Origin of the sequence: Halorubrum laminariae (assembly GCF_024494655.1) — an archaeon.
Taxonomy (GTDB): domain Archaea; phylum Halobacteriota; class Halobacteria; order Halobacteriales; family Haloferacaceae; genus Halorubrum; species Halorubrum laminariae.
The window spans coordinates 591,436-609,746 of record NZ_JANHDL010000001.1; the positions used below are offsets into that span (position 1 = coordinate 591,436).

The following is an 18,311-nucleotide window of genomic DNA, read 5'->3' on the forward strand; positions in this document are numbered from 1 at the left end:
CGATTCCACGGTTAGATTTGACCATGATTCCACTCGCGCCCCGACGCCTTCTGGCGCTTCACTCATATTTGAGCCCCTGATCATATGTAACTACTGTCAAGGAGACTAATTGAGAATCGGTTACTGATTTGCGACAAAAAACTTCGCAACATTAACAGCTGCGTTTGCATCGGCGTGTTGGTTGTATTCACATTTATTACATTTGAAGTACACGCTCTGACGACTAGTTTCCTCGTCTTCACCACATCGAGAACATTCTTGACTCGTATAATATGGCTCAATTTTCATGACAGGAATGTCGTACACATCTGATTTTTCTTCGATAAATTCCTGTAGGCGGCTATAAGACCATTCGTTGAATCTTCTCTTCTCTGCTCTATATTTTCCCAATCGATGTATTTCAGATAGTTCTTCAAGAACAATCACAACACTTCCAGGTGCATTCCGAGCAAATTCAACAATAGAATTTGCCACCTCATAGTCTACTTGGCGTTTGTAGCGTTGCCGCCGCTTTCGGGCGTCGTCCATCTGATTCCAAACTCCTGCTTTCTTGAATTCCCTTATTCGCTTACTAAACTGGTTCATATAGTGTTCCACTTGATCACCACTGCGATTGTACCAATCAAGAACATGATCTTCATCACAATCATATAGAGCAGCATATGCTAACTGATTCCGTCCCCGATCGACTCCAACAATATACCTTGCTTCGTCAGGATCGAACGTTCTCTGATATTTGGTTGCTATCTGAAATCGAAGATGGGCTGTAAATTGACGGTCATTGATCTTTTGGAGTGTAGATGTTGACAGCCTTTGTACCTTCCCTGGTAGATCAGCAGAGTCTATGTCTCTAAAAGTGACTCCAGAGATACGTTGCCGACTAGATTTCTTATCAGGAACTGCTTCAGGTGATGGAAGATAATCAGTATGATAGGACTCTTCGCTAGTTTCAAGAGGTAGAGCAACCCGTCCTCGACCTGTTCTAATATTTAAATAAAAACAACCATCATCATGAAAAATATGGGTATATTTTCGTGGAACTGCGAGAGTATCAGCACGGTTCGCTTCAGGTGGAGAAGCATTCGTTTCTTTCCTAAATTCACGATAATTTTGATTTACAATCCGAATTGCGTACCCTACCTGTAACCTTGGGATTTGGATATCACCACGATCCGTAATCTGACCGCTAAGCTCACTTTGGTCAGAAATTGTGAAATCAAATGGGTCATGGTTTTGGAAATACTGACATGCCTCAGATCTCGCATACCGGTATTCTTTCATAGCACGGTTGAGTTTTCCTGTCTTTTTCGTAGTCAGTGTTGGTATATGGAATATAATAGTCCGTGTATACGTATCTCGTTCCTCTGGAGGCGGTTGCGCAAAAGCCCCGAACCGTTGAATGGAGGCTTGTTTATTAGACATGAGTAATAATAGCTGGGCAAACGATTTATGCTTCATGCCCCGAAATCAGTAAGTGGTGTATGATGCAGCGAGGGAACTCGTTGCTATAGTGTCTCGCGGTCAAAGTGCCGAAAAAGTCCTTTTTATGGGCACGAGACACGCGCCGCTCTCACACGGCGCTTAAGCATCCGCCATCCGCTGTAGTAAGCACCTAAAAGATGAGGCAGCGGGAAAAGGCATGTTCGTTACGTCCAAGAGGCGTAACGGCAGATACCGTGATGACGTCGTCCTGTGAGGGGCTGACAGACGCGAGCAAGCGATGTAAACACCTGCCACCGGTGTTGCACACTGGAATCTCATGAAAATGGAGATTATTGCTGGGGTGTTGTGAGTACCCGACAGCGTAGTCTACAAATGATTAGTAGAATATAATTCAGATCCATGATTGACAAATACAACTCAGTACCTCACGGAGGCGCTATAAGCGATTTGAGCAGGCGAGTCGCAGCGACCGAGCGAAGTGAGGTCGACCGTCTCGACGAGTTCAAATCGGGGAGCGGCATGTCTTTTCTGTGCGGACTACGTTCGACAGTGACAAGTAAACTATCCCGCCCTGCTTCGCTTACCTCATACGAGGTTCACTCGTTGAGGGTGGGGCTTCATCGAGTGTCAGGAATCCCGCGACGCCCGCGAGGGGGATCGGCGTGCCGACGAGAATCACGACCGCCACGCCCGAAGAACACTGCTGTCCATGTCGCGCCACGACGCGGCGAGGAACGCGACGAGTAGGACGCTCATGACGACGTGGGCGACGAAGAGAACGTGCGTCGAGACGATATCGAGGACCGTCACGGCGGCGACTGCCCACGCGGCGGGAACGAGTAGCGCCGGACCGTTCTCGCGTAGGGACCGGAACGTGACATCCTCCCCGGCGTAAACACCGGGGCTTCCCCTACGAGGGGAATCCGGTTTGGCAGGTTTCAGTCCGAGTACGCCGAGAGCGTCATCTGTCCGGTTCTCGGACTCGTCTCTCGGTGGACTGTGGCGGTGTCACGACCGCTCCCATCCTGTGGCGAGTCATTGCGTCCGGGTTCCCAACGGACGCTCTCTCCCCACGGGTCTACACGGTCGGCGATGTTCGCCGCCGCGTTGATGTCTGCTTGGAACTCCGATATGTGGCAGTCGTTGTGTGGACACACGAACTCCGCTTGCTGGTTCCGCCGACCGAGACGACCGCATGCGTGGCACGTCTTCGAGGTGTACGCCGCGTTGACGAACTCAACGTGAATCCCTGCCTCGGTCGCTTTGTCTTCGATTCGGCCCTGTAGCCGGGCGAACGCCCACGCATGAAGCCGTCTGTTCATGAACTTCCCGTAGTCGAGGTTTTCACGGATATACGACAGATCTTCGAGAACGATAACTGAGTTCTCGAAAGAGCGGGCGTATTCGATGGCCTGCCGAGACGCTTTCTCGACAATATCCGTCAGGGCGTTTTGGTAGTGGTCGAATCGTTCATCCACACGCCACTCGGCGGCGTCTTTCGACTGGAGCCGCCGGAGCGTGGTGAACATCTCCTTGCGGAGGTGTCGCGCTCGACTGCCGCTGACGAGCATCGGTTTCCGTGGTGCGTCGCGTTTGAGGGCACAGCCCGTAATCAACGCGCTCTCACCGACATCGAAACCGATGTACGTCGGATCGCTTACCTCAGTCGGTTCCTCGACTGGGTATTCAACGGTGACGTGTAACTCCCACGACGTGCGGTGTTGCTGGAGCCGCAACTCGCCTGCTGTCGCATCTCCGTCAAGCAGGTCGAACCACAGCGATTCTTGTGTGGGATTGATCTGAAGTGGAATCCAGAAGTTCGTCCCACGACCGGGTTGCGGGACCTCCCACACGAAACTGTATTCGCGCTCCTCAGAGTAATCGAACGTCGCGGCCCGGTTAACGAGTCGGAGCGGATGCTCGTCGTCTAACTCCTCAGCGTTGTACGTGTTGCGGAGTTTCGGCACGTAGGACTTGAGCGCGTCTTTGGCTTGGTACGGCAAATCGTAGGGTGTCACAATGTCGTTGACGGCAGACATTGTCTCCGCCCGATTGTCGAAGGCGTCGTGGAGTGCAGTTCGGTAGGTGTCCAAGAGTCGTTGTAGGCGTTGCTCTTTGCCCGTGGTGGGCGTGGCGAGCGTGGCCTGTAGCGTCTTCGTCACCGTGTCGGACACAGTGTTATAATAGTATTAGTCATATTTAACACCGTCGGTCACAAACCATAAGACGTGAAGAACATCAATATCGAGGTAGACGAGGAACAGTACGAGTCGCTAAAAGAGACGAAGAAGCGTCACGGCCTAATGTGGCGTGGGATGCTACTCCACGCACAGCGGGAGTTGGATTCCGGCATGGACACCGAGTAGCAGTCACTCAGTACTGTGTCGCATTCCCTCCCGGCCTGAAGGCCGGGATTCCCTGCTTGAATTAAGATGGAGCCGGTTCACGCCGGGCGAGAATACACGTTTGGATCGAACGCCCGGCTCGACGGCGAATCGTCGATTCGTTTTCACGACGGAACCGACGGATCGGCCGATCTGTCGCGATATCTGTCGAGAGACAGTCGCTATACGCTGGTATCGGTGTCGAGATGGAATCCTCATATCCGCCGATAGTCGTGGTAACTGTACACTCGCAACTGTTATGCCGCGAGCGGCCGTATTTTCATGTGCAATGGCGACCGGAAAGGTTGATTTCTTCAACGACACTGGCGGCTACGGATTTATCGAGACTGACGACGCAGACGACGACGTGTTCTTCCACATGGAAGACGTCGGCGGCCCCGACCTCGAAGAGGGACAAGAAGTCGAATTCGACATCGAGTCCTCCGACAAGGGCCCGCGCGCGTCCAACGTCGTTCGGCAGTAAGCCGATACCGATTAAGGCGGGTCGGTCCGGCTGACGCCGAACACGGCTCTGACACGCAATACTGAAACTTTCTGCCCGCGCTGCGGACCTCGTCCGTTGCGGGTCGTTATCTACGCTCCGAGCGACGGCGACACAATCTAGATGTGTTGGCCCCACAGCCCGCGCCCCTTCGTCACCTCGATGTCGCCCTCGACGCGGGCCTGACAGGCGAGGCGCACGTCGTGGCTCGGGTGGTGCGGAGGGAGCCAGAGTCGGGCTTTCTCCTTGCGGCCCGACTCGCTGACATCACCCTCGATTTTGACCGCGCACGTGCCACACGAGCCCATTCCGCGGCAGTTAAGTTTCTCAGATTTGCCGTTGTACACGGAGAGACCCGCCTCCGCCAGCACGTCGCGCAAGATGGCTCCCTTCTCGCACTCGATCTCCTCGCCTTGGTAGGATACGGTCGGCATAGACGGGTAGTGATACGAGAGCAACCCACAAAGAGTCTGTGTCGCGTCGACCGATCGACGGAACGGTTCGCGTCACCAGCCTGAACCGGGGGGAGGAAGACGGGGCGGTCGCTCGGCTCGGAACCGTGTGCCGATCGTCAGACACTGGACGGGGCGTTTTTTACTCTTCGGCACCGCAGAGGTGGCATAATGGGACTCAGGTGTCTGCTCGGACACGACTTCAGCGAACCCGAACTACAGCGCGACCGAGAGGAAGACGGAAACGAGGTCGTCACGACCGTCACCGAGGTGAAGACCTGCGCTCGGTGCGGCGAGACGCAAGTCGTCAGCGAAAACACCGAGGTCACGACGATGGAGCAGTTGGCCGAGGAAGCTGCCGTCGGTGCCGAGACGACCACGCCGGAGGCCAAGGCGGATGAGACGGCAGGTCCCGGTTCCGCGCCCGATGAGATCGCCGAATCGAAGCCCGCCGAGTCGAGCGGAACCGTCGCGCTCGCCGACACCGACGCGGCCGAAGAGGACGCAGTGATCATCGACGAAGGGCCGACCGACACGAGCGGCAGCGGCGAATCGACCGCCGATACGGTGGCGGAGACCGCGGGCGCGGACGACGCTGCCGACGACGCTACCGACGACGGGGGTGCAGAACTGCTCGACGAGGGGGAAAAGGAGGACGGCGACGGGTCACTCGGGGGCGACGGCGAGTACGCGGCGTACCCCGACACGGAAACCGCAGAGGCGTCGACGGCCGACGAGGGAGTAGAAGAGGCCGACGACGGAGTAATTCTCGACGAAGCGGGTGACGAAGACGGTGACAGGGAGCGAGGCGCGTGGCCGGCGGTCGACGAGACCCAAGCGGCGGGTGAAGAGCCGACACCGTGGCCCGAGCAACGAGGAGAAGACGAGGGGTTCAGCGCAGAGATCGACGAGGGTGACGCAGACGGGAGCGTCGAGTTCGGCGGCGGGCTCACTCCGGAGGCAGCCGAGACGGAAGCAGACGAGGACGTCGAGTACGTGACTGCCCCAGAACGAGATGAGACGAGCGGTGCGGGCAAAGCGGGCGGAGCAGACAGTAGGGACCGATCCGCGGCCGACGAGGGAATGCCGATCACCCGTGGCGCGAGTCCGAACCTCGGGACGGCGAGCGACGAGGTGACGACGGAGTACTACTGTCCCGAGTGCGAGATGACGCGGTCCGCCGATGGCAACTCCATGCGGGCGGGCGACATCTGTCCCGAGTGCAAGCGCGGCTACGTCGACGAGCGACCAATCTGACCGATCGACGTTCCGTGGAGAGGGGGCTCAACGGCGGCGAAATCCCGTGACGAAACTGGTTTACGCACCCCAATCGAACGGTGGCGATATGAAGGAGTACAAGATGCGACGCGGCGAGCATCTCGGAGACCGCATGCCCGATCTGAAGGGCTCGATCGAGGAGTACTTCGGCACGGTCAGTGGCACCGAAGAGTGGGAGGGTCACGAGCTGTACGTCGTCGAAGACCCCGACAATCCCGTGTTCGAGCGTATCGTCGCCGGCGCGGCCGAGTACGGGAGTAAGAAAGACAAGCTCGCGGTCCACTTCGAGGAGCGTCCCGCAGAAGACGTCATCGCCGAGGGGGACGCCGACGCCGCGGCCGACGCCGTCGACGCGAAAAACGAGTTTCTGCTGGAGGCCACCGGCCGCGACGCGAAGTCACGGCGCAAATCGCTGAAGCGCGAAGTCGAAGACGACGCGCCGGACTACTGATCCACCGCATTCTCGACGTGGACAATCGACGATCGGATCTGTGCTTTTCTCGTAGTAGTTGACGGCGACAGACGTGAGCGTGCGCCGGTCGGAGCGTCGAGGGGAGTGCGCCGGGCGGGTCAGCACGTCGAGAGTAGAACCGACACGTCTCATCGCTGGAGGCACTGACCACCGATCGACTATCAGGATCGATCGAATAAATTTATTCGGGACTGAGTTAAAATATACACCATTTAAGCCGATCGGGCTCCAAGGAGGCGTATGAGTATCGAAACGGTGGTTCTGGCGGTCGGGACCGAAGACGAGGAGCGGACAGAACGGCTCGCGCGCGAGGCCGTCTCCGTGGCCGAACCGGCGGATGCGGAGGTCGTGTTGACCCACGTGTTCGACGACGCGGAGTTCAAGCGCGTCCGGGCGAAACTCGGCGTCAACGAGGACAGCGAGGGGTCGACGCCGGACGCCGTCGCGGAACGGCACACCACGACGCGCGCACTCGCAAAGGCGCTCTCCGAAGCCGGCGTGCGCTACTCGGTTCGCGGGGCGGTCGGCGACCTCGCCGCGGAAGTCACAGAAACGGCGGGCAGAGTCGGCGCGGACCGGGTCGTCGTCGGTGGTCGCCAACGGTCGCCGACCGGAAAGGCCGTGTTCGGCAGCGTCGCACAGGACATCTTGCTCTCTGCGCCGTGTCCGGTGACGTTCGTTCGACAGACCGCGGCGTAGATCGGCGCGTCGAGACACCGCGAATCCGCAGAAGCGTCCCGCTTAAGTGATACCGGTTCGCCCGTTTAGCCGATGTACTACGTGGGCGTCGACCTCGGGGCGACGAACGTCCGGGCGGTCGTCGGCGACGAGTCGGCGACTGTGCTCGGGAGCGACTCGCAGGGAACGCCCCGCGGACCGAACGGTATCGCCGTGACCGAGGCGGTGTTGAGCGTCGTCCGCGGCGCGTGCGCGGACGCAAACGTCGATCCGACGACGGTGACGGCGGCCGGCATCGGCTCGATCGGTCCGCTCGACCTCGCCGCCGGCGTGGTCCAGGGTCCGGCGAACCTCCCGGACACCGTCGAGCGCATCCCGCTCGTCGGGCCGATCTCACAGCTTTTGGACACCGACGAGGTGTACCTCCACAACGACACGATCGCGGGCGTCATCGGGGAGCGGTTCCACGCCGACCGCAACCCGGACGACATGGTGTACCTCACGATATCGTCCGGTATCGGCGCGGGCGTCGCCGTCGACGGCAACGTGCTCTCCGGGTGGGACGGCAACGCCGGCGAAGTCGGCCACATGACCGTCGACCCCCACGGCTTCATGACCTGCGGCTGCGGGCTCGACGGCCACTGGGAAGGATACTGTTCGGGCAACAACATCCCGGAGTACGCGCGCGAACTGCACGAAGAAGATCCGGTCGAGACGGTGCTCCCGGTCGAGGACCCCGACTTCTCCGCGATCGACGTGTTCGAAGCCGCGGGCGAGGACACCTTCGCCGACCACGTGATCGACCAGATCGCCCACTGGAACGCCATGGGCATCGCGAACGTCATCCACGCGTACGCCCCTATCGTCGTGAGTGTCGGCGGTGCAGTCGCGCTCAACAACCCCGACCTCGTCCTGGGTCCCGTCCGAGAGAAGCTCGCGGATATGGTGTTCATCAACGTCCCCGAGATCAGGCTGACCGCGCTCGGCGACGAAGTCGTGGTCAAGGGTGCGCTCGCGAGCGCGCTCACGGCCGGCACCGGCGACCGCTCTCGAGTGGAGAACCCACCGTAGGTCGGCTCGCCGGCCCGGTTCGAGAACGCGTCAGTTCTCGAACTCCGTCAACTCCGGTTCGACTGCAGAATCGACCGCATCCCGCGTGCCGAGGTACGCGTCGCGGTACCGCCACACCTTCCGTAACAACACGTAGCCGAAGGCACCCTGAAACGCGAGGACGAATAGAAACAGACTCCCGACGGACGGGAGTCCGGTGATCGCAGATACCACCGTCGTGACGGGGCCGACAAGCGTGTTGTACAGCCCGTGAATGACTGCCGCGAGTATCAGTCCCTTCATGACGATCGGGCCGCGGTGTTCGGGATTGAACTTTGCGAGACCGAGGTAGTAGCCCGCAAAGGCCGAGTAGATGACGTGTCCCGGTCCCGCCAGTGCCCGAAGCGCAGCGATCCCGTCTCCTGCCCCCAGTGCTGCGAACCCGAGCGTGATCTCTGCGAGTTCGACGGACTGTCCGATGTACACGAGGTTCTCGATGACGGCGAAGCCGAGTCCGGCGATCGCGCCGTACACCGCCCCGTCGATGACTGCGTCGAACCGAGCGTCGGTGTACGCGTACAGCCGGACTGCGAGCAGCTTCACCGACTCCTCGATGGGACCGACGATAACGAAGAAGAACGCGACCATACCGAGAAATCCGAACCGCTGGAAGTACGGCTGTGCGAGGCTGTTGAGGATCGCCGCGAACGTGGCCGTGAGGATCGACAACAGAAACGTGGCGACGAGAAGCGAGAGCGGTTCACCGCTCGTGACATCCGAGGCGTAGACGTACGCGGCGAATCCGAGCGCCGGAACGGCGGAGAGTCCGACGAGCATCGCGACCGCCGGGTCAAAGACGAGACCCAGCCCGATCGACCCGAGCACCGTGAGCAGTCCGAGGAGCGCGACGAGGACCACGAATGCCTTGGCAGAGCGGGTGATGAGCCAGTGCAACGCGACGGAGAGGCCGTCGAGGGACGTTCGTTCCTCCCACGTTGCGATGTCGTAGAGGTCGCGATCGTCGTCGGCACGCGACTCAATCGGGTCCGACTTGGACGGCATACCGCCGGGTTCGATCCACAGATACTTAATCGGTGACGGAGGCGACAGCGTTGAAACCCGAGAGCGCGAAACGGGGGTATGCACTTCGACAGCCGGACCCAGCAAGCGCTTCGGGAGACGGGCCTCGACACCGACGCGATCGCGACGGCGTCCGACCGGGTCGCCGAACTGGTCGCCGAGGACGCCGATCGGCTTCGGGCGTTTTTCGACGGAGATGGCCTGTACTACTCGAATATGGAGCTGGCACACAGCACCGAGTCGATCCAAGACCACCCGACGGCCGCTGTCGACCTGTTCACCCACGGGAGCGATCTCCGAGGGTACCTGTCGCTTGACGGGTGGGGCGTCCCGATCGAGGGCGGGCGAGTGCTTCGGGACGCGGGCGACGAAGAAGGGGGCGAGAGCAGAGGCGGAGCGGACGAGAACGGAGGCGGAGCGGGCAACGCTCGACCAGTTCTCGTCGAACTGTCGCTCGGAGAGACGGTCCACGATCGGGTCAAGTTTGCCCGCGACCGCGAGGTGTTGTGACGGTGAACGCGCGCGTTCGCGGCATCTACACGACGGCGCTCACCCACCTGCTGTTGCGGGCGGGTCACGAGGTCGTCGACGCGTCCACACCGATACGCCGGCGGTTCGACGCCGCGTTCCCGACCGCGCCGCCCGACGTTCGCGTGTCGACGTCGGCGGACAGACAGGGCGTCGGCGCGGACGGCGATCCGAACGCGGTCGAGCGCGTTCGAGATCTGTTCACCGGGGTCGGCCGCGACGCGTTCGGGTGGGCCGATCCGACGCCGCCGGGCGCGGTGCTCGACGGAGAGGTGACGGAGGCGCTGGGTGGAGGCGCAGTCGTGCGGCTCCGAGTGGGCGAGATCGGTGCGAAGGGTGACGAGGGCGGAGCGGGAGACAACGGAACGGGCGATCCGGCGAGCGTCGAGGGGTACCTCCCGTACGGGAACGTCGACGCCCGCGTCGAGACCGGCGATCCGGTCCGCGTTCAGGTCATCGCATCCGCGGCACCGTGGATGGATCGGCGTCCGGAACTCGACGGCTCGATCCGCGTCACCGGGGATCTCGTCGCGCTCGAACCGGGATCGGGAACCCGCGTCGATGTCAGAAATGACGAGGCCGCGCGCGAGCTGTCCGGGATGCTCGACCTGCTCGGGCTGGAGCCGCCGGACGGCTGGCGGGCGGTGTGGAAGTCACCCGCGGTCGACGCGGAGACGGACGAGTTAGAGGCCGGGCTCCGGCGTGCCGTCAACGCGGCCGAGGAGATGGACGCCGCCGTCAACGCGGCCGGCGGTGTCGGCGTCCTCGACGACCCGAGCCAGTGTCGTGATCGACCGATCGCGACGCCGAACGACGCATTCTGGGTCTGGTTCGGACGCGAGAGCCGGTTCGCGCTCGACGACGCGCGGCGTGAGGTGACCGCGACGATGCCGGGACATCACCGCGTGAAGGCGGGTACCGCAGACGCCTCGGCGGGCGTCGACCTCGCCGAGGCGCTCTGTGACCCGGACCCTGACGCGCCGTTTCCGTTCGCCGTCGTGACGGAAACGTTCGGCCCAACCGACGGCGACACGCTCCGGATCGACCACGGGAAGCCCGACGGTCGGTGCATCACGCTCGGCGAGGCGACGGTGACCGGGGTCGAAGCCGGCGGCTCTGTCACCGTCGAGCGCGAGATGACGGGCGGCGGCACCTACGACGGACTTGGCGTGGCTCGCGAGGCCGGCGACATCGCCGAAACGACACTGAAGGAGGGCCGGTGGTGGTACCCGACCACGTACCGCGGTCGCGATGGGACCGTCCGCGGCACGTACGTCAACGTCTGTACCCCGGTCGAAGTGTTCCCGGACGCGGCCCGCTACGTCGACCTCCACGTGGACGTGATAAAACACCACGACGGCACCGTCGAACGCGTCGACGACGAGGAACTCCGCCAGTCTGTCGCAGACGGCGACACGCCGGAGCCCGTCGCCGAGAAGGCACGGGACGTGGCGGCGGCGCTCGAAAACGCCCTGTAGCCGAACCGGATCAAGCTAGCGGAACGGCCGGTCGTTGGCCGAACGAGCGGTGACGACGGAGATTAAAAGTGGTTCGCGGGGTCGGTCTCGTGTTGGAGTTCGCCGCCGCGGCCGCCCTCGACCGTGGACGCGCCCTGATCGCCGGACGAGGCCGTCCGAACGGTCACGTCCGTCACCTCGTCGAAGTCCATGATCAGGTCGCGACGGATGTTGTCGGCAGTTATGTTCGAGATGCCGCAGCCGGAACAGGTGCCGCCGAGTTCGACGACGACCTCGCCGGTCTCGGCGTCGGCCTCACGCACGACGCTGGTGCCGCCATGCATCTGAATGATCGGCATCTGACCGACCATCCACCGCTCGACCCGCTCGGCGAGGCTCTCGTCGCTCATTACCCCATCTTAGGACCCGAGGATATGGAAGCTTGCGGTTTGCGAGCACGCCGAACGAGCGAAACGAACTGTGTCATCGTCGATCCGACGGGTTAGCTCGGCCGATACCAGAACAGCTCACTCGTCACGGTCATCGGTGGCGTCCGACCCGCTTGGAAGGTGCGTCGGGTCCGGCGGTCCGTCGTCGTGTAGCGAGTCGTCGCGTTCCAGCAGGTATAAGAGCGGCCCCAGAACGGCCAACACGAGCACGCCCGGGATCGGAGCGTCAGGGACGAGTAGCGCGGTGGCGACGCTCGCGCCAGACGAGAGAATGACGAGCGCGGCCCACAGCGACGGTGAGCCAATGTCGACGCCGACCCGCGTCGCGTCGCGGTAGACGAGAACGGCCACAGTCGTGGCAAGCGCAGCAGCGACTCCCCCGCCGATGAGGGTGATGAGAGTCATACGTATCCTTCACGCGAGGCGAAAAAAGGGTATCGCGCCGGACAGAAGAGGCCGTCCCGCGAGAGTCGCAGGACGGGTCGAACTGCGAGCAAGCGGCTCGACAAGGCGGTCGCGGGCGGTTAGGGTGCCTCGCCAGTCTCGATGCTGAAGGAGTCGCGGGGGTACGCAACGCACGTCAGCGTGTAGCCGTCGTCGATCTCGGGGTCTTCGAGCATCTGCTGGTTGTCGTGTTCGACGAAGTCCTCGGACGGACCGTCCGTGATGCGGCCGGCACAGGAGACGCACTGCCCCTGACGGCAGGCGTACGGCAGGTCCCAGCCCTGGTCTTCGCCCTGTTCGAGGATCGGCTGGTCGTTCGAGAGCTCGACCGTTTCGCCCTGCTTGACGAACTCGACCTCGAAGTACTCGACCTCGTCTTCGGGGATGTCACCGGGACCGGAGCTCGTCGTGCTCCCGTCTTCGAGTTCTCCCTCCTCTCCTTCTGCGCCGGCGGGGATCGCACCGCCGCCGCCACCGCCACCGATCGCGCGGTTGCCCGGCTCGGGGAAGTCGGTCTCGGGAACGGCCGACGCCCGGCGTTCCAGAACCGTGTCCGAGATGTCCGTCGTCGGTTCCCACCCCGTCCCCTTCAGCGAGCTGACGAGGACCACGGTCAGCGTCGCGATCCCCGCGATAACGATCGCGAGCGGATTCGCGAGCGACGTGATCGCCAGTGGGTTGAGCATACGAACCGATATGTAGAGGTGGCATAAGGCCGTTTTGATCGGTCCAACGGGGTGAGAGCCGGTGTGGAACGGACCATTTATCGGCCGAGCGGTCGACAGAGCGTCCATGCAAGTGAAATCTCGACATCACCTCCGGAGCGATGACATCGACGCGATCCGCGAGGCGGTCGCAGACCACCTCGGAGTCGACATCGACGGAGACACCTTCGAACTCGTCGAGTTCGTCGACGCGGACTACGAACTCGTGTTGGTCGACGGCGAGCCGGCCGTCTTCTACGTCGACGACGACGAGCCCTTCCTCACGGTTCGAGGAGCGAACGACTACGAACCGGAGACGGGCGTCGTCACGGTCGACGCCGGTGCGATCTCGTTCGTCTCCGACGGTGCCGACGTGATGCGACCGGGGATCGTCGAGGCCGACGACGCGATCCGCGAGGGGGATCTGGTCGTGATCGCAGAGGAGACCCACGCCAAGATTCTCGCAGTCGGCCGCGCGATGGTCGACGGCGACGAGATGGTCGGCGACAGCGGCAAAGTCGTCTCCTCGATCCACCACGTCGGCGACGAGCTGTACGAGTTCTCAGCGTAAGCGAACGTCACGGAACCGTTGACGGGAGTTCATCGAGACGGGGTGGCCCCGGCTGAGAGCACGTCGGACCTTTTAATCGGTCGCCCGATGACTGCGATGGTAATGACCGGGATTCGAGTCGTGAGCTACAACGTCCGCTACGCGAACCGCAACGATCACCACGACGCGTGGCACGAACGACGCGACGCCGTCGCCCGTCTCATCCGGTTTCATCACCCTGACATCCTCGCCGTTCAGGAGCCGGTCGCAGACCAGCGTCGCGACCTCCGCGAACGGCTCCCGGAGTACGCGCTCGTCGGCCGGGGGCGCGACGCCGACGGCGACGGTGAGGGATGCCCGATCGGTGTTCGCACGGATCGATTTCAGATCGCCGACCACGGGACGTTTTGGCTCTCGACAACCCCGGAGTCGCCGTCGACGGACTGGGGGGCTACACACCCGCGGGTCGCGACGTGGGCGCGCGTGCAACCAGTCCGCGGTAGCAACAGCGGGAGGGAAACCGACGACAGCGATCGGAACGTGAACGATGACAGCGAACGACGCTCGTTTCTCATCGCCAATACGCACTTCGATCACGTGAGCGACCGCGCCCGCAGAGAGTCCGCACGGCTGCTCCGGCGACAGCTCCCGGAGATCGCCGCAAACTCGGGTGAGACCGCCTCCGATGACGAGACCGAGCGATCGCTACCGATCGTACTCGCGGGAGATCTCAACTGCACACCAGAATCTTCCCCACACCGAATACTCACCGGAGACGACGTTACCGACGGAATCGACACGGTCGAGAACGCGGATCCGAGTGACACGCCAAGATCGCTCCGCGACGCCGCCACAGCCGCTGATCTCCGACACGGACCGACGACCAGCCTGACCGATTTCGCCCGACTGATCGACGGACGGCGGATCGACCACGTGCTCGTGTCGCCCGCCATCGAAGTCAAGTCGTTCGCGACGCTGACCGACCGCGACGACCGCGGACGGTACCCCTCGGACCACCTACCGGTGCTCGTGAAGCTGACGCTACCGGCGGACCGCTGATCGGGTCACAGCCGCGACGAACCACTCACTCAGTGGAGTCCGACCCGATCGCGTACTTCGCCGTTACCGCCTCGTAGCCGCGCTTTGCCGCCTCGTATGTCTCTCGAAGGGACGTTATCGGCGTCTCCGTGGCGTCGACGCGGAGGTCGTTGTAGTACGGAGCGACCGCCTCCGTCTTGGTGGTCGTGACGAGCAGCGCCGCGGACTGAATCGAGAGGTTCTGCCGTCGGTCGCCGCCCGCGTCGTGGCCGGCCGCAATGGCGTCTATCAGCCGCGCCGCGAGCGGAGCGTCGCCGTGTGCGCTCGACTCGTAGGCGGCCGCGGCGTCCTCGACGACGCCCGCATCGGTCACCAGATTTCCCGCGACAGTGAAGTTCTCACCGACGACGTGACCACTCCAGTCTCGACACTCGTCGCCGGTGAATGCGAAGACGCCGTCAGCGCCGACACCGTGGACCTGACGCGTCTCTCGATCGTCATCCGCGTTCAACAGCGACCGAAGCGCGTCGTCGATCGCGAGTCCATCCGCGAGGTACGCGATCCCCTTCCGGCCGAGATCAGAGTCGGCGAACGACTGGATCGCCACCGTACCGTCAACCGAGGCGAACGGACACACCGTGCCGACGCCCGGAATCCGAGCCGTCGCCGCCACGCCGTACCTGATCTGCCCGCTTCCGCTGTCGTCGGTGTATCGCTCGCGAACGCAGATGCTGAACGTCACATTCGTGTTGAACCGTCTGCCGACAAAAGGGCGCGGCTCAGACGCGCTCGTCCGGAACCCACCTCAGACGCCGACGCCCGAGTCGGCGTCCGGGAGGTCGTACTTGTTGACAGGGAGTCCGAGCTCTTCGAGTGCAGCCTCCATGTGTCGGTCCTGTGCGAAGTCCGCGCCGTCTTCCTCGCGGATCCGCTGTGCCGTCGCGAGAACCTCCCCTTTTCGGTCGTCCGGTATCTCGTACTTGTCAGACGACAGCTCGATGACGAGCCCGTTGTTGTCCTGAGTATAAATCGAGTGGAATATCCCGCGGTCGAACACGTTGTATCCCTTGCCGGCCTCCGAGAGTGCCTCCATGATCTCCTCGTACTCGTCGGGGTCGACGCTGAAACAGAGGTGGTGAACGGCACCGGTTCCGGCCCGTTGACCGCGGGCTGACGAACGGTCGTCACTCACGAAGAACGTCAAGATTCGCCCGTCACCCGTGTCAAAAAACAGGTGCGTCTGTGAGGGATCGTCGAGGTTCGGCTGTCGTAACACGAGCGGCATGCCGAGCAGATCGCGGTAGAACGCGATTGTGTCCGCTTCGTTGCTCCCCCAGACCGTCACGTGATCAGTGCCTGTGGTGTGAAACGGTGCGTCGGGAAGGTCAGTCGTGACCGGTGTCGAATGGTCGTCGCTCATACCACTAGTACGAGGTCAACACGTAAAAATACGAACGGGATAGTAGGGTGATCGACTGACACCGGTGTTATCGCCTTGAACCGACACCGCACGCGATGTAAAATCGGGTCAGTGTCTCAATACCGCGAGGGCACGAACGCCGTCGCAGCGAGCAACAGCGTCGAGAGGATACTGAGGACAATGACCCGAGTGAGTCCGTTGTTGTACCGCTGGTGCTGGTCGCGCTGTTCGACCTGCGCCTCGTAGGCAGCGATGTCAGTCGACAGGGACAGCGTCGACGCGTCGGGATAATTGGCGATGAACTCGGTCTCTCCGATAGTGATCATCGACTCCTGCCCAACGTCTATCGTCTCCGTCTGTGTTCCCTCCCAGACGACGACCGCCTGATCGGGTGTGACCTCGTCGACTGTCACGGTCTGTCCGTCGTACTCGATCTCGTCACCGGTCGAGAGAGACCGCTCGTCGGGTTCCGGGAAGTATTCGTCTGCCGGCACCAGCGTCGTTTCGCCATCTTCGGTGACCGCGACGTATTCGCCGTCCTCGCGGGTGTCCGTCTCGTTGTCGGCATTGTCGTCGCTCTCGAGGATCGCCTGCCGGTCAAGCACCTCGACGAGCGTGAACCCGCTCGGATCCTCGCCGGTGATCTCGACACGCCACTCGGTGTCGTCGATCGTCACCGTCGACTCGTTGGCCCACGTTTCGGACATCTGCGTCTGATACTCGCGTTCAAGCGTGCCGGATATTACCGTCGTGGCCGAGCCGCCGTGGTCACCACCGCCTTCTTCCGTCTCGGAGATGGCGGCGACCGTGTACGTCTGACCGTCTACATCGATCGTATCACCCTCAGACACCTCGAAATCCGGGTTTTCGAGCGCTATTTCTGGACTCTCAGCCGTCGCGGTGAGGACACCAGCCACGCCCGCGATGAGAAGGAAGAGCGCGGCATACACGGCCACAGCGCGTCGTTGCATAGTTGGAGCATGGGTCACCCGGTGTATAACGGTTACTAACGCGAGCGCGATCGCTGCACCGAGCGACAGCGCGACCGGCCGAGCAGCCCACAGTGTCGAGGCAGATCAGCGTCGAATAGCGACCGAGTCGAGAGGCGAACACGTCGAAGGGCCGCTACCGGGACAGTACAATTTTACTTGTAGAGCGCAGACACCCGCCGATGGCAGATCCCGATAGGGACACACCCCCAGAGGTCCTCGACAGCAAGCGTGACGCGACGCGCTATCAGGTGTTAGTGGAGATCGCCGCACGACAACCCGCAGTGAGCCAACACGAAATCGCAGAGACAATCGGCGTGACCTCACAGGCAGTCAGCGATTACGTCCGAGACCTCGTGGAACATGACTACGTGGACAAGCGCGGTCGGGGCCGGTACGAAGTGACGAAAGAGGGGGTCGACTGGCTCATCTCACGAACAGACAGTCTCGAAGCGTATCTCGAACGCGTCACCTCCGACGTACTGGGAAGCGTCGAAGTCGACGCGGCCGTCGCACTCGATCCCGTCGAAGAAGGGACGGAGGTCGGATTGGTGATGCGCGACGGCGTCCTCCACGCCGACCCCGACGGCGGCGCGGCGCGAGCCGTGGCCATCACGAGCGGAGACCGCGGCGAAGCCGTCGGTGTGACCGACTTCGAGGGCGTCGTGGACTACGAGACCGGATACATCACCGTCGTGCGCGTGCCGCAAGTCACCGACAGAACCGCAGTCGACCCCGACCGCCTCGCCGAGTGGCACGCAGCAGGCGGTCTCGTCGCCACCGCCGGAACCGAGGCGTACGCTCTCGTCACGCGTGCCGACATCAAGCCGGACATCCGGTTCGGCACTATCGAAGGCGTGACGGAAGCCGCCGTCCGCGGCGTCGACATCCTCCTCGTCGTCGGCCCCGACCAGCTCTCGCCTCACACCGCCAAGTTTCGTGAGGCGAACGTCCCCCACGAAGTGCTCGACGCTTCCGACCTGTGATCTGACGTACACACTGACGCGGGTTCTCCCTTTCTGTTCTGCTACTAACCCCATCCGGCGAGATTCCGCCATTGTCTCCGAAAAAGTAAGCCAAGGGCCGGATTTGAACCGGCGTTGGGCGGCTCTGCAGGCCGCTGCGTCTGACCAGACTCTGCCACCTTGGCGCTATCGAATGTACCGCAGTCGAGCGTTTAAGCCTAGCGGTCGGCGTTCTGCGTACGTTGGCGTTTCGTCGCGTGGATTGGCAGCATGTGAACGTCGCTCTCTGTATAAAAATACGAAAAGCCCAGAGACACGCGTCTCTGGGCTGTGGGTGGTTGAGACCTAGTGTGGGTCTCGGTAGTGGATGTGGGAGGTATGCTCCCGTATGAGTGGGTAGGCGGCGAACCGCGGTTCCCAGAGGATCG

Annotated in this window: 21 protein-coding genes, 1 tRNA gene and 1 pseudogene; 11 read left to right on the forward strand and 12 right to left on the reverse strand. The window is 62.1% G+C overall.

What is annotated here, in order from left to right:
• Nucleotides 1-120 precede the first annotated feature (120 nt).
• The 3 genes and pseudogenes from NO887_RS02875 to NO887_RS02885 all read right to left on the reverse strand — a co-directional run bounded on the left by NO887_RS02875 (nucleotide 121) and on the right by NO887_RS02885 (nucleotide 3,617).
• Nucleotides 121-1,422: a transposase gene (locus tag NO887_RS02875; RefSeq protein ID WP_256416986.1), complete on the reverse strand. Its 1,302-nt coding sequence runs from the start codon at nucleotides 1,420-1,422 to the stop codon at nucleotides 121-123.
• A 625-nt stretch (nucleotides 1,423-2,047) separates the two neighbouring features.
• Nucleotides 2,048-2,385, reverse strand: a pseudogene (locus NO887_RS02880) (hypothetical protein); the annotation flags it as partial.
• Entirely contained in the window at nucleotides 2,382-3,617 is a 1,236-nt protein-coding gene (locus NO887_RS02885; protein WP_256416987.1) for a transposase, read from the reverse strand. The pseudogene NO887_RS02880 and the gene NO887_RS02885, both read right to left, overlap by 4 nt.
• Before the next feature lie 54 nt (nucleotides 3,618-3,671).
• Here NO887_RS02885 and NO887_RS02890 point away from each other — a divergent pair, with 54 nt between their 5' ends.
• Nucleotides 3,672-3,809 carry a hypothetical protein gene (locus NO887_RS02890; protein ID WP_256416988.1) on the forward strand — a complete coding sequence of 46 codons (138 nt, stop codon included), beginning with the start codon at nucleotides 3,672-3,674 and terminating at the stop codon, nucleotides 3,807-3,809.
• Nucleotides 3,810-4,116: 307 nt separating this feature from the next.
• Complete coding sequence (locus tag NO887_RS02895) at nucleotides 4,117-4,311, forward strand: cold-shock protein (protein ID WP_256416989.1); 195 nt, start codon at nucleotides 4,117-4,119, stop codon at nucleotides 4,309-4,311.
• A gap of 137 nt (nucleotides 4,312-4,448) precedes the next feature.
• Here NO887_RS02895 and NO887_RS02900 read toward each other — a convergent pair whose 3' ends face one another.
• Complete coding sequence (locus NO887_RS02900; RefSeq protein WP_256416990.1) at nucleotides 4,449-4,763, reverse strand: 2Fe-2S iron-sulfur cluster-binding protein; 315 nt, start codon at nucleotides 4,761-4,763, stop codon at nucleotides 4,449-4,451.
• Between the two features lie 189 nt (nucleotides 4,764-4,952).
• Between NO887_RS02900 and NO887_RS02905 the strand changes: the two genes are divergently transcribed.
• The 4 genes from NO887_RS02905 to NO887_RS02920 all read left to right on the forward strand — a co-directional run bounded on the left by NO887_RS02905 (nucleotide 4,953) and on the right by NO887_RS02920 (nucleotide 8,280).
• On the forward strand, nucleotides 4,953-6,038 hold the full coding sequence (locus NO887_RS02905; protein WP_256416991.1) for a DUF7093 family protein: 1,086 nt from the start codon (nucleotides 4,953-4,955) through the stop codon (nucleotides 6,036-6,038).
• A gap of 88 nt (nucleotides 6,039-6,126) precedes the next feature.
• A complete protein-coding gene (locus NO887_RS02910; protein WP_256416992.1) occupies nucleotides 6,127-6,510 on the forward strand; it encodes a DUF5611 family protein in 384 nt (127 codons plus the stop codon).
• 261 nt (nucleotides 6,511-6,771) lie between these two features.
• Entirely contained in the window at nucleotides 6,772-7,230 is a 459-nt protein-coding gene (locus NO887_RS02915; protein WP_256416993.1) for a universal stress protein, read from the forward strand.
• Between the two features lie 72 nt (nucleotides 7,231-7,302).
• Complete coding sequence (locus NO887_RS02920; RefSeq protein ID WP_256416994.1) at nucleotides 7,303-8,280, forward strand: ROK family protein; 978 nt, start codon at nucleotides 7,303-7,305, stop codon at nucleotides 8,278-8,280.
• Between the two features lie 30 nt (nucleotides 8,281-8,310).
• On the opposite strand, the gene NO887_RS02925 is transcribed toward NO887_RS02920, so the two are convergent.
• Nucleotides 8,311-9,321, reverse strand: coding sequence for a PrsW family intramembrane metalloprotease (locus tag NO887_RS02925; RefSeq protein ID WP_256416995.1), 1,011 nt, complete (start codon nucleotides 9,319-9,321; stop codon nucleotides 8,311-8,313).
• Nucleotides 9,322-9,399: 78 nt separating this feature from the next.
• Here NO887_RS02925 and NO887_RS02930 point away from each other — a divergent pair, with 78 nt between their 5' ends.
• Nucleotides 9,400-9,849 carry a DUF7532 family protein gene (locus NO887_RS02930; RefSeq protein ID WP_256416996.1) on the forward strand — a complete coding sequence of 150 codons (450 nt, stop codon included), beginning with the start codon at nucleotides 9,400-9,402 and terminating at the stop codon, nucleotides 9,847-9,849.
• Between the two features lie 2 nt (nucleotides 9,850-9,851).
• Entirely contained in the window at nucleotides 9,852-11,345 is a 1,494-nt protein-coding gene (locus tag NO887_RS02935; RefSeq protein WP_256417026.1) for a ribonuclease FAU-1 family protein, read from the forward strand.
• A gap of 62 nt (nucleotides 11,346-11,407) precedes the next feature.
• Here NO887_RS02935 and NO887_RS02940 read toward each other — a convergent pair whose 3' ends face one another.
• The 3 genes from NO887_RS02940 to NO887_RS02950 all read right to left on the reverse strand — a co-directional run bounded on the left by NO887_RS02940 (nucleotide 11,408) and on the right by NO887_RS02950 (nucleotide 12,903).
• Nucleotides 11,408-11,734: a NifU family protein gene (locus tag NO887_RS02940; protein ID WP_256416997.1), complete on the reverse strand. Its 327-nt coding sequence runs from the start codon at nucleotides 11,732-11,734 to the stop codon at nucleotides 11,408-11,410.
• A 117-nt stretch (nucleotides 11,735-11,851) separates the two neighbouring features.
• Nucleotides 11,852-12,178, reverse strand: coding sequence for a hypothetical protein (locus tag NO887_RS02945; protein ID WP_256416998.1), 327 nt, complete (start codon nucleotides 12,176-12,178; stop codon nucleotides 11,852-11,854).
• A gap of 119 nt (nucleotides 12,179-12,297) precedes the next feature.
• Nucleotides 12,298-12,903 carry a 2Fe-2S iron-sulfur cluster-binding protein gene (locus NO887_RS02950; RefSeq protein WP_256416999.1) on the reverse strand — a complete coding sequence of 202 codons (606 nt, stop codon included), beginning with the start codon at nucleotides 12,901-12,903 and terminating at the stop codon, nucleotides 12,298-12,300.
• A gap of 106 nt (nucleotides 12,904-13,009) precedes the next feature.
• On the opposite strand from NO887_RS02950, the gene NO887_RS02955 reads away from it, so the two are divergent.
• Together NO887_RS02955 and NO887_RS02960 are read left to right on the forward strand one after the other, a co-directional pair.
• Complete coding sequence (locus NO887_RS02955; RefSeq protein WP_256417000.1) at nucleotides 13,010-13,492, forward strand: RNA-binding protein; 483 nt, start codon at nucleotides 13,010-13,012, stop codon at nucleotides 13,490-13,492.
• 102 nt (nucleotides 13,493-13,594) lie between these two features.
• Nucleotides 13,595-14,530 carry an endonuclease/exonuclease/phosphatase family protein gene (locus NO887_RS02960; RefSeq protein WP_256417001.1) on the forward strand — a complete coding sequence of 312 codons (936 nt, stop codon included), beginning with the start codon at nucleotides 13,595-13,597 and terminating at the stop codon, nucleotides 14,528-14,530.
• Nucleotides 14,531-14,555: 25 nt separating this feature from the next.
• Here NO887_RS02960 and NO887_RS02965 read toward each other — a convergent pair whose 3' ends face one another.
• The 3 genes from NO887_RS02965 to NO887_RS02975 all read right to left on the reverse strand — a co-directional run bounded on the left by NO887_RS02965 (nucleotide 14,556) and on the right by NO887_RS02975 (nucleotide 16,885).
• Nucleotides 14,556-15,251: a DUF1028 domain-containing protein gene (locus NO887_RS02965; protein ID WP_256417002.1), complete on the reverse strand. Its 696-nt coding sequence runs from the start codon at nucleotides 15,249-15,251 to the stop codon at nucleotides 14,556-14,558.
• Between the two features lie 63 nt (nucleotides 15,252-15,314).
• Entirely contained in the window at nucleotides 15,315-15,929 is a 615-nt protein-coding gene (locus NO887_RS02970; RefSeq protein ID WP_256417003.1) for a VOC family protein, read from the reverse strand.
• Nucleotides 15,930-16,045: 116 nt separating this feature from the next.
• Entirely contained in the window at nucleotides 16,046-16,885 is an 840-nt protein-coding gene (locus NO887_RS02975) for a hypothetical protein (RefSeq protein ID WP_256417027.1), read from the reverse strand.
• Between the two features lie 215 nt (nucleotides 16,886-17,100).
• On the opposite strand from NO887_RS02975, the gene NO887_RS02980 reads away from it, so the two are divergent.
• Nucleotides 17,101-17,904: a DUF7839 domain-containing protein gene (locus tag NO887_RS02980; protein ID WP_256417004.1), complete on the forward strand. Its 804-nt coding sequence runs from the start codon at nucleotides 17,101-17,103 to the stop codon at nucleotides 17,902-17,904.
• 88 nt (nucleotides 17,905-17,992) lie between these two features.
• Here the strand turns inward: NO887_RS02980 and NO887_RS02985 are convergent.
• Nucleotides 17,993-18,068, reverse strand: a tRNA-Cys gene (locus NO887_RS02985).
• Nucleotides 18,069-18,311: the final 243 nt, after the last annotated feature.

Excerpts from the sequence above, each read along its gene's own strand:
- NO887_RS02875 (WP_256416986.1), bottom strand. The coding sequence starts at position 1,422 with ATGTCTAATAAACAAGCCTCCATTCAACGGTTCGGGGCTTTTGCGCAA.
- NO887_RS02895 (WP_256416989.1), top strand. The coding sequence starts at position 4,117 with ATGGCGACCGGAAAGGTTGATTTCTTCAACGACACTGGCGGCTACGGA.
- NO887_RS02900 (WP_256416990.1), bottom strand. The coding sequence starts at position 4,763 with ATGCCGACCGTATCCTACCAAGGCGAGGAGATCGAGTGCGAGAAGGGA.
- NO887_RS02905 (WP_256416991.1), top strand. The coding sequence starts at position 4,953 with ATGGGACTCAGGTGTCTGCTCGGACACGACTTCAGCGAACCCGAACTA.
- NO887_RS02910 (WP_256416992.1), top strand. The coding sequence starts at position 6,127 with ATGAAGGAGTACAAGATGCGACGCGGCGAGCATCTCGGAGACCGCATG.
- NO887_RS02915 (WP_256416993.1), top strand. The coding sequence starts at position 6,772 with ATGAGTATCGAAACGGTGGTTCTGGCGGTCGGGACCGAAGACGAGGAG.
- NO887_RS02920 (WP_256416994.1), top strand. The coding sequence starts at position 7,303 with ATGTACTACGTGGGCGTCGACCTCGGGGCGACGAACGTCCGGGCGGTC.
- NO887_RS02925 (WP_256416995.1), bottom strand. The coding sequence starts at position 9,321 with ATGCCGTCCAAGTCGGACCCGATTGAGTCGCGTGCCGACGACGATCGC.
- NO887_RS02930 (WP_256416996.1), top strand. The coding sequence starts at position 9,400 with ATGCACTTCGACAGCCGGACCCAGCAAGCGCTTCGGGAGACGGGCCTC.
- NO887_RS02940 (WP_256416997.1), bottom strand. The coding sequence starts at position 11,734 with ATGAGCGACGAGAGCCTCGCCGAGCGGGTCGAGCGGTGGATGGTCGGT.
- NO887_RS02945 (WP_256416998.1), bottom strand. The coding sequence starts at position 12,178 with ATGACTCTCATCACCCTCATCGGCGGGGGAGTCGCTGCTGCGCTTGCC.
- NO887_RS02950 (WP_256416999.1), bottom strand. The coding sequence starts at position 12,903 with ATGCTCAACCCACTGGCGATCACGTCGCTCGCGAATCCGCTCGCGATC.
- NO887_RS02955 (WP_256417000.1), top strand. The coding sequence starts at position 13,010 with ATGCAAGTGAAATCTCGACATCACCTCCGGAGCGATGACATCGACGCG.
- NO887_RS02960 (WP_256417001.1), top strand. The coding sequence starts at position 13,595 with ATGACCGGGATTCGAGTCGTGAGCTACAACGTCCGCTACGCGAACCGC.
- NO887_RS02970 (WP_256417003.1), bottom strand. The coding sequence starts at position 15,929 with ATGAGCGACGACCATTCGACACCGGTCACGACTGACCTTCCCGACGCA.
- NO887_RS02980 (WP_256417004.1), top strand. The coding sequence starts at position 17,101 with ATGGCAGATCCCGATAGGGACACACCCCCAGAGGTCCTCGACAGCAAG.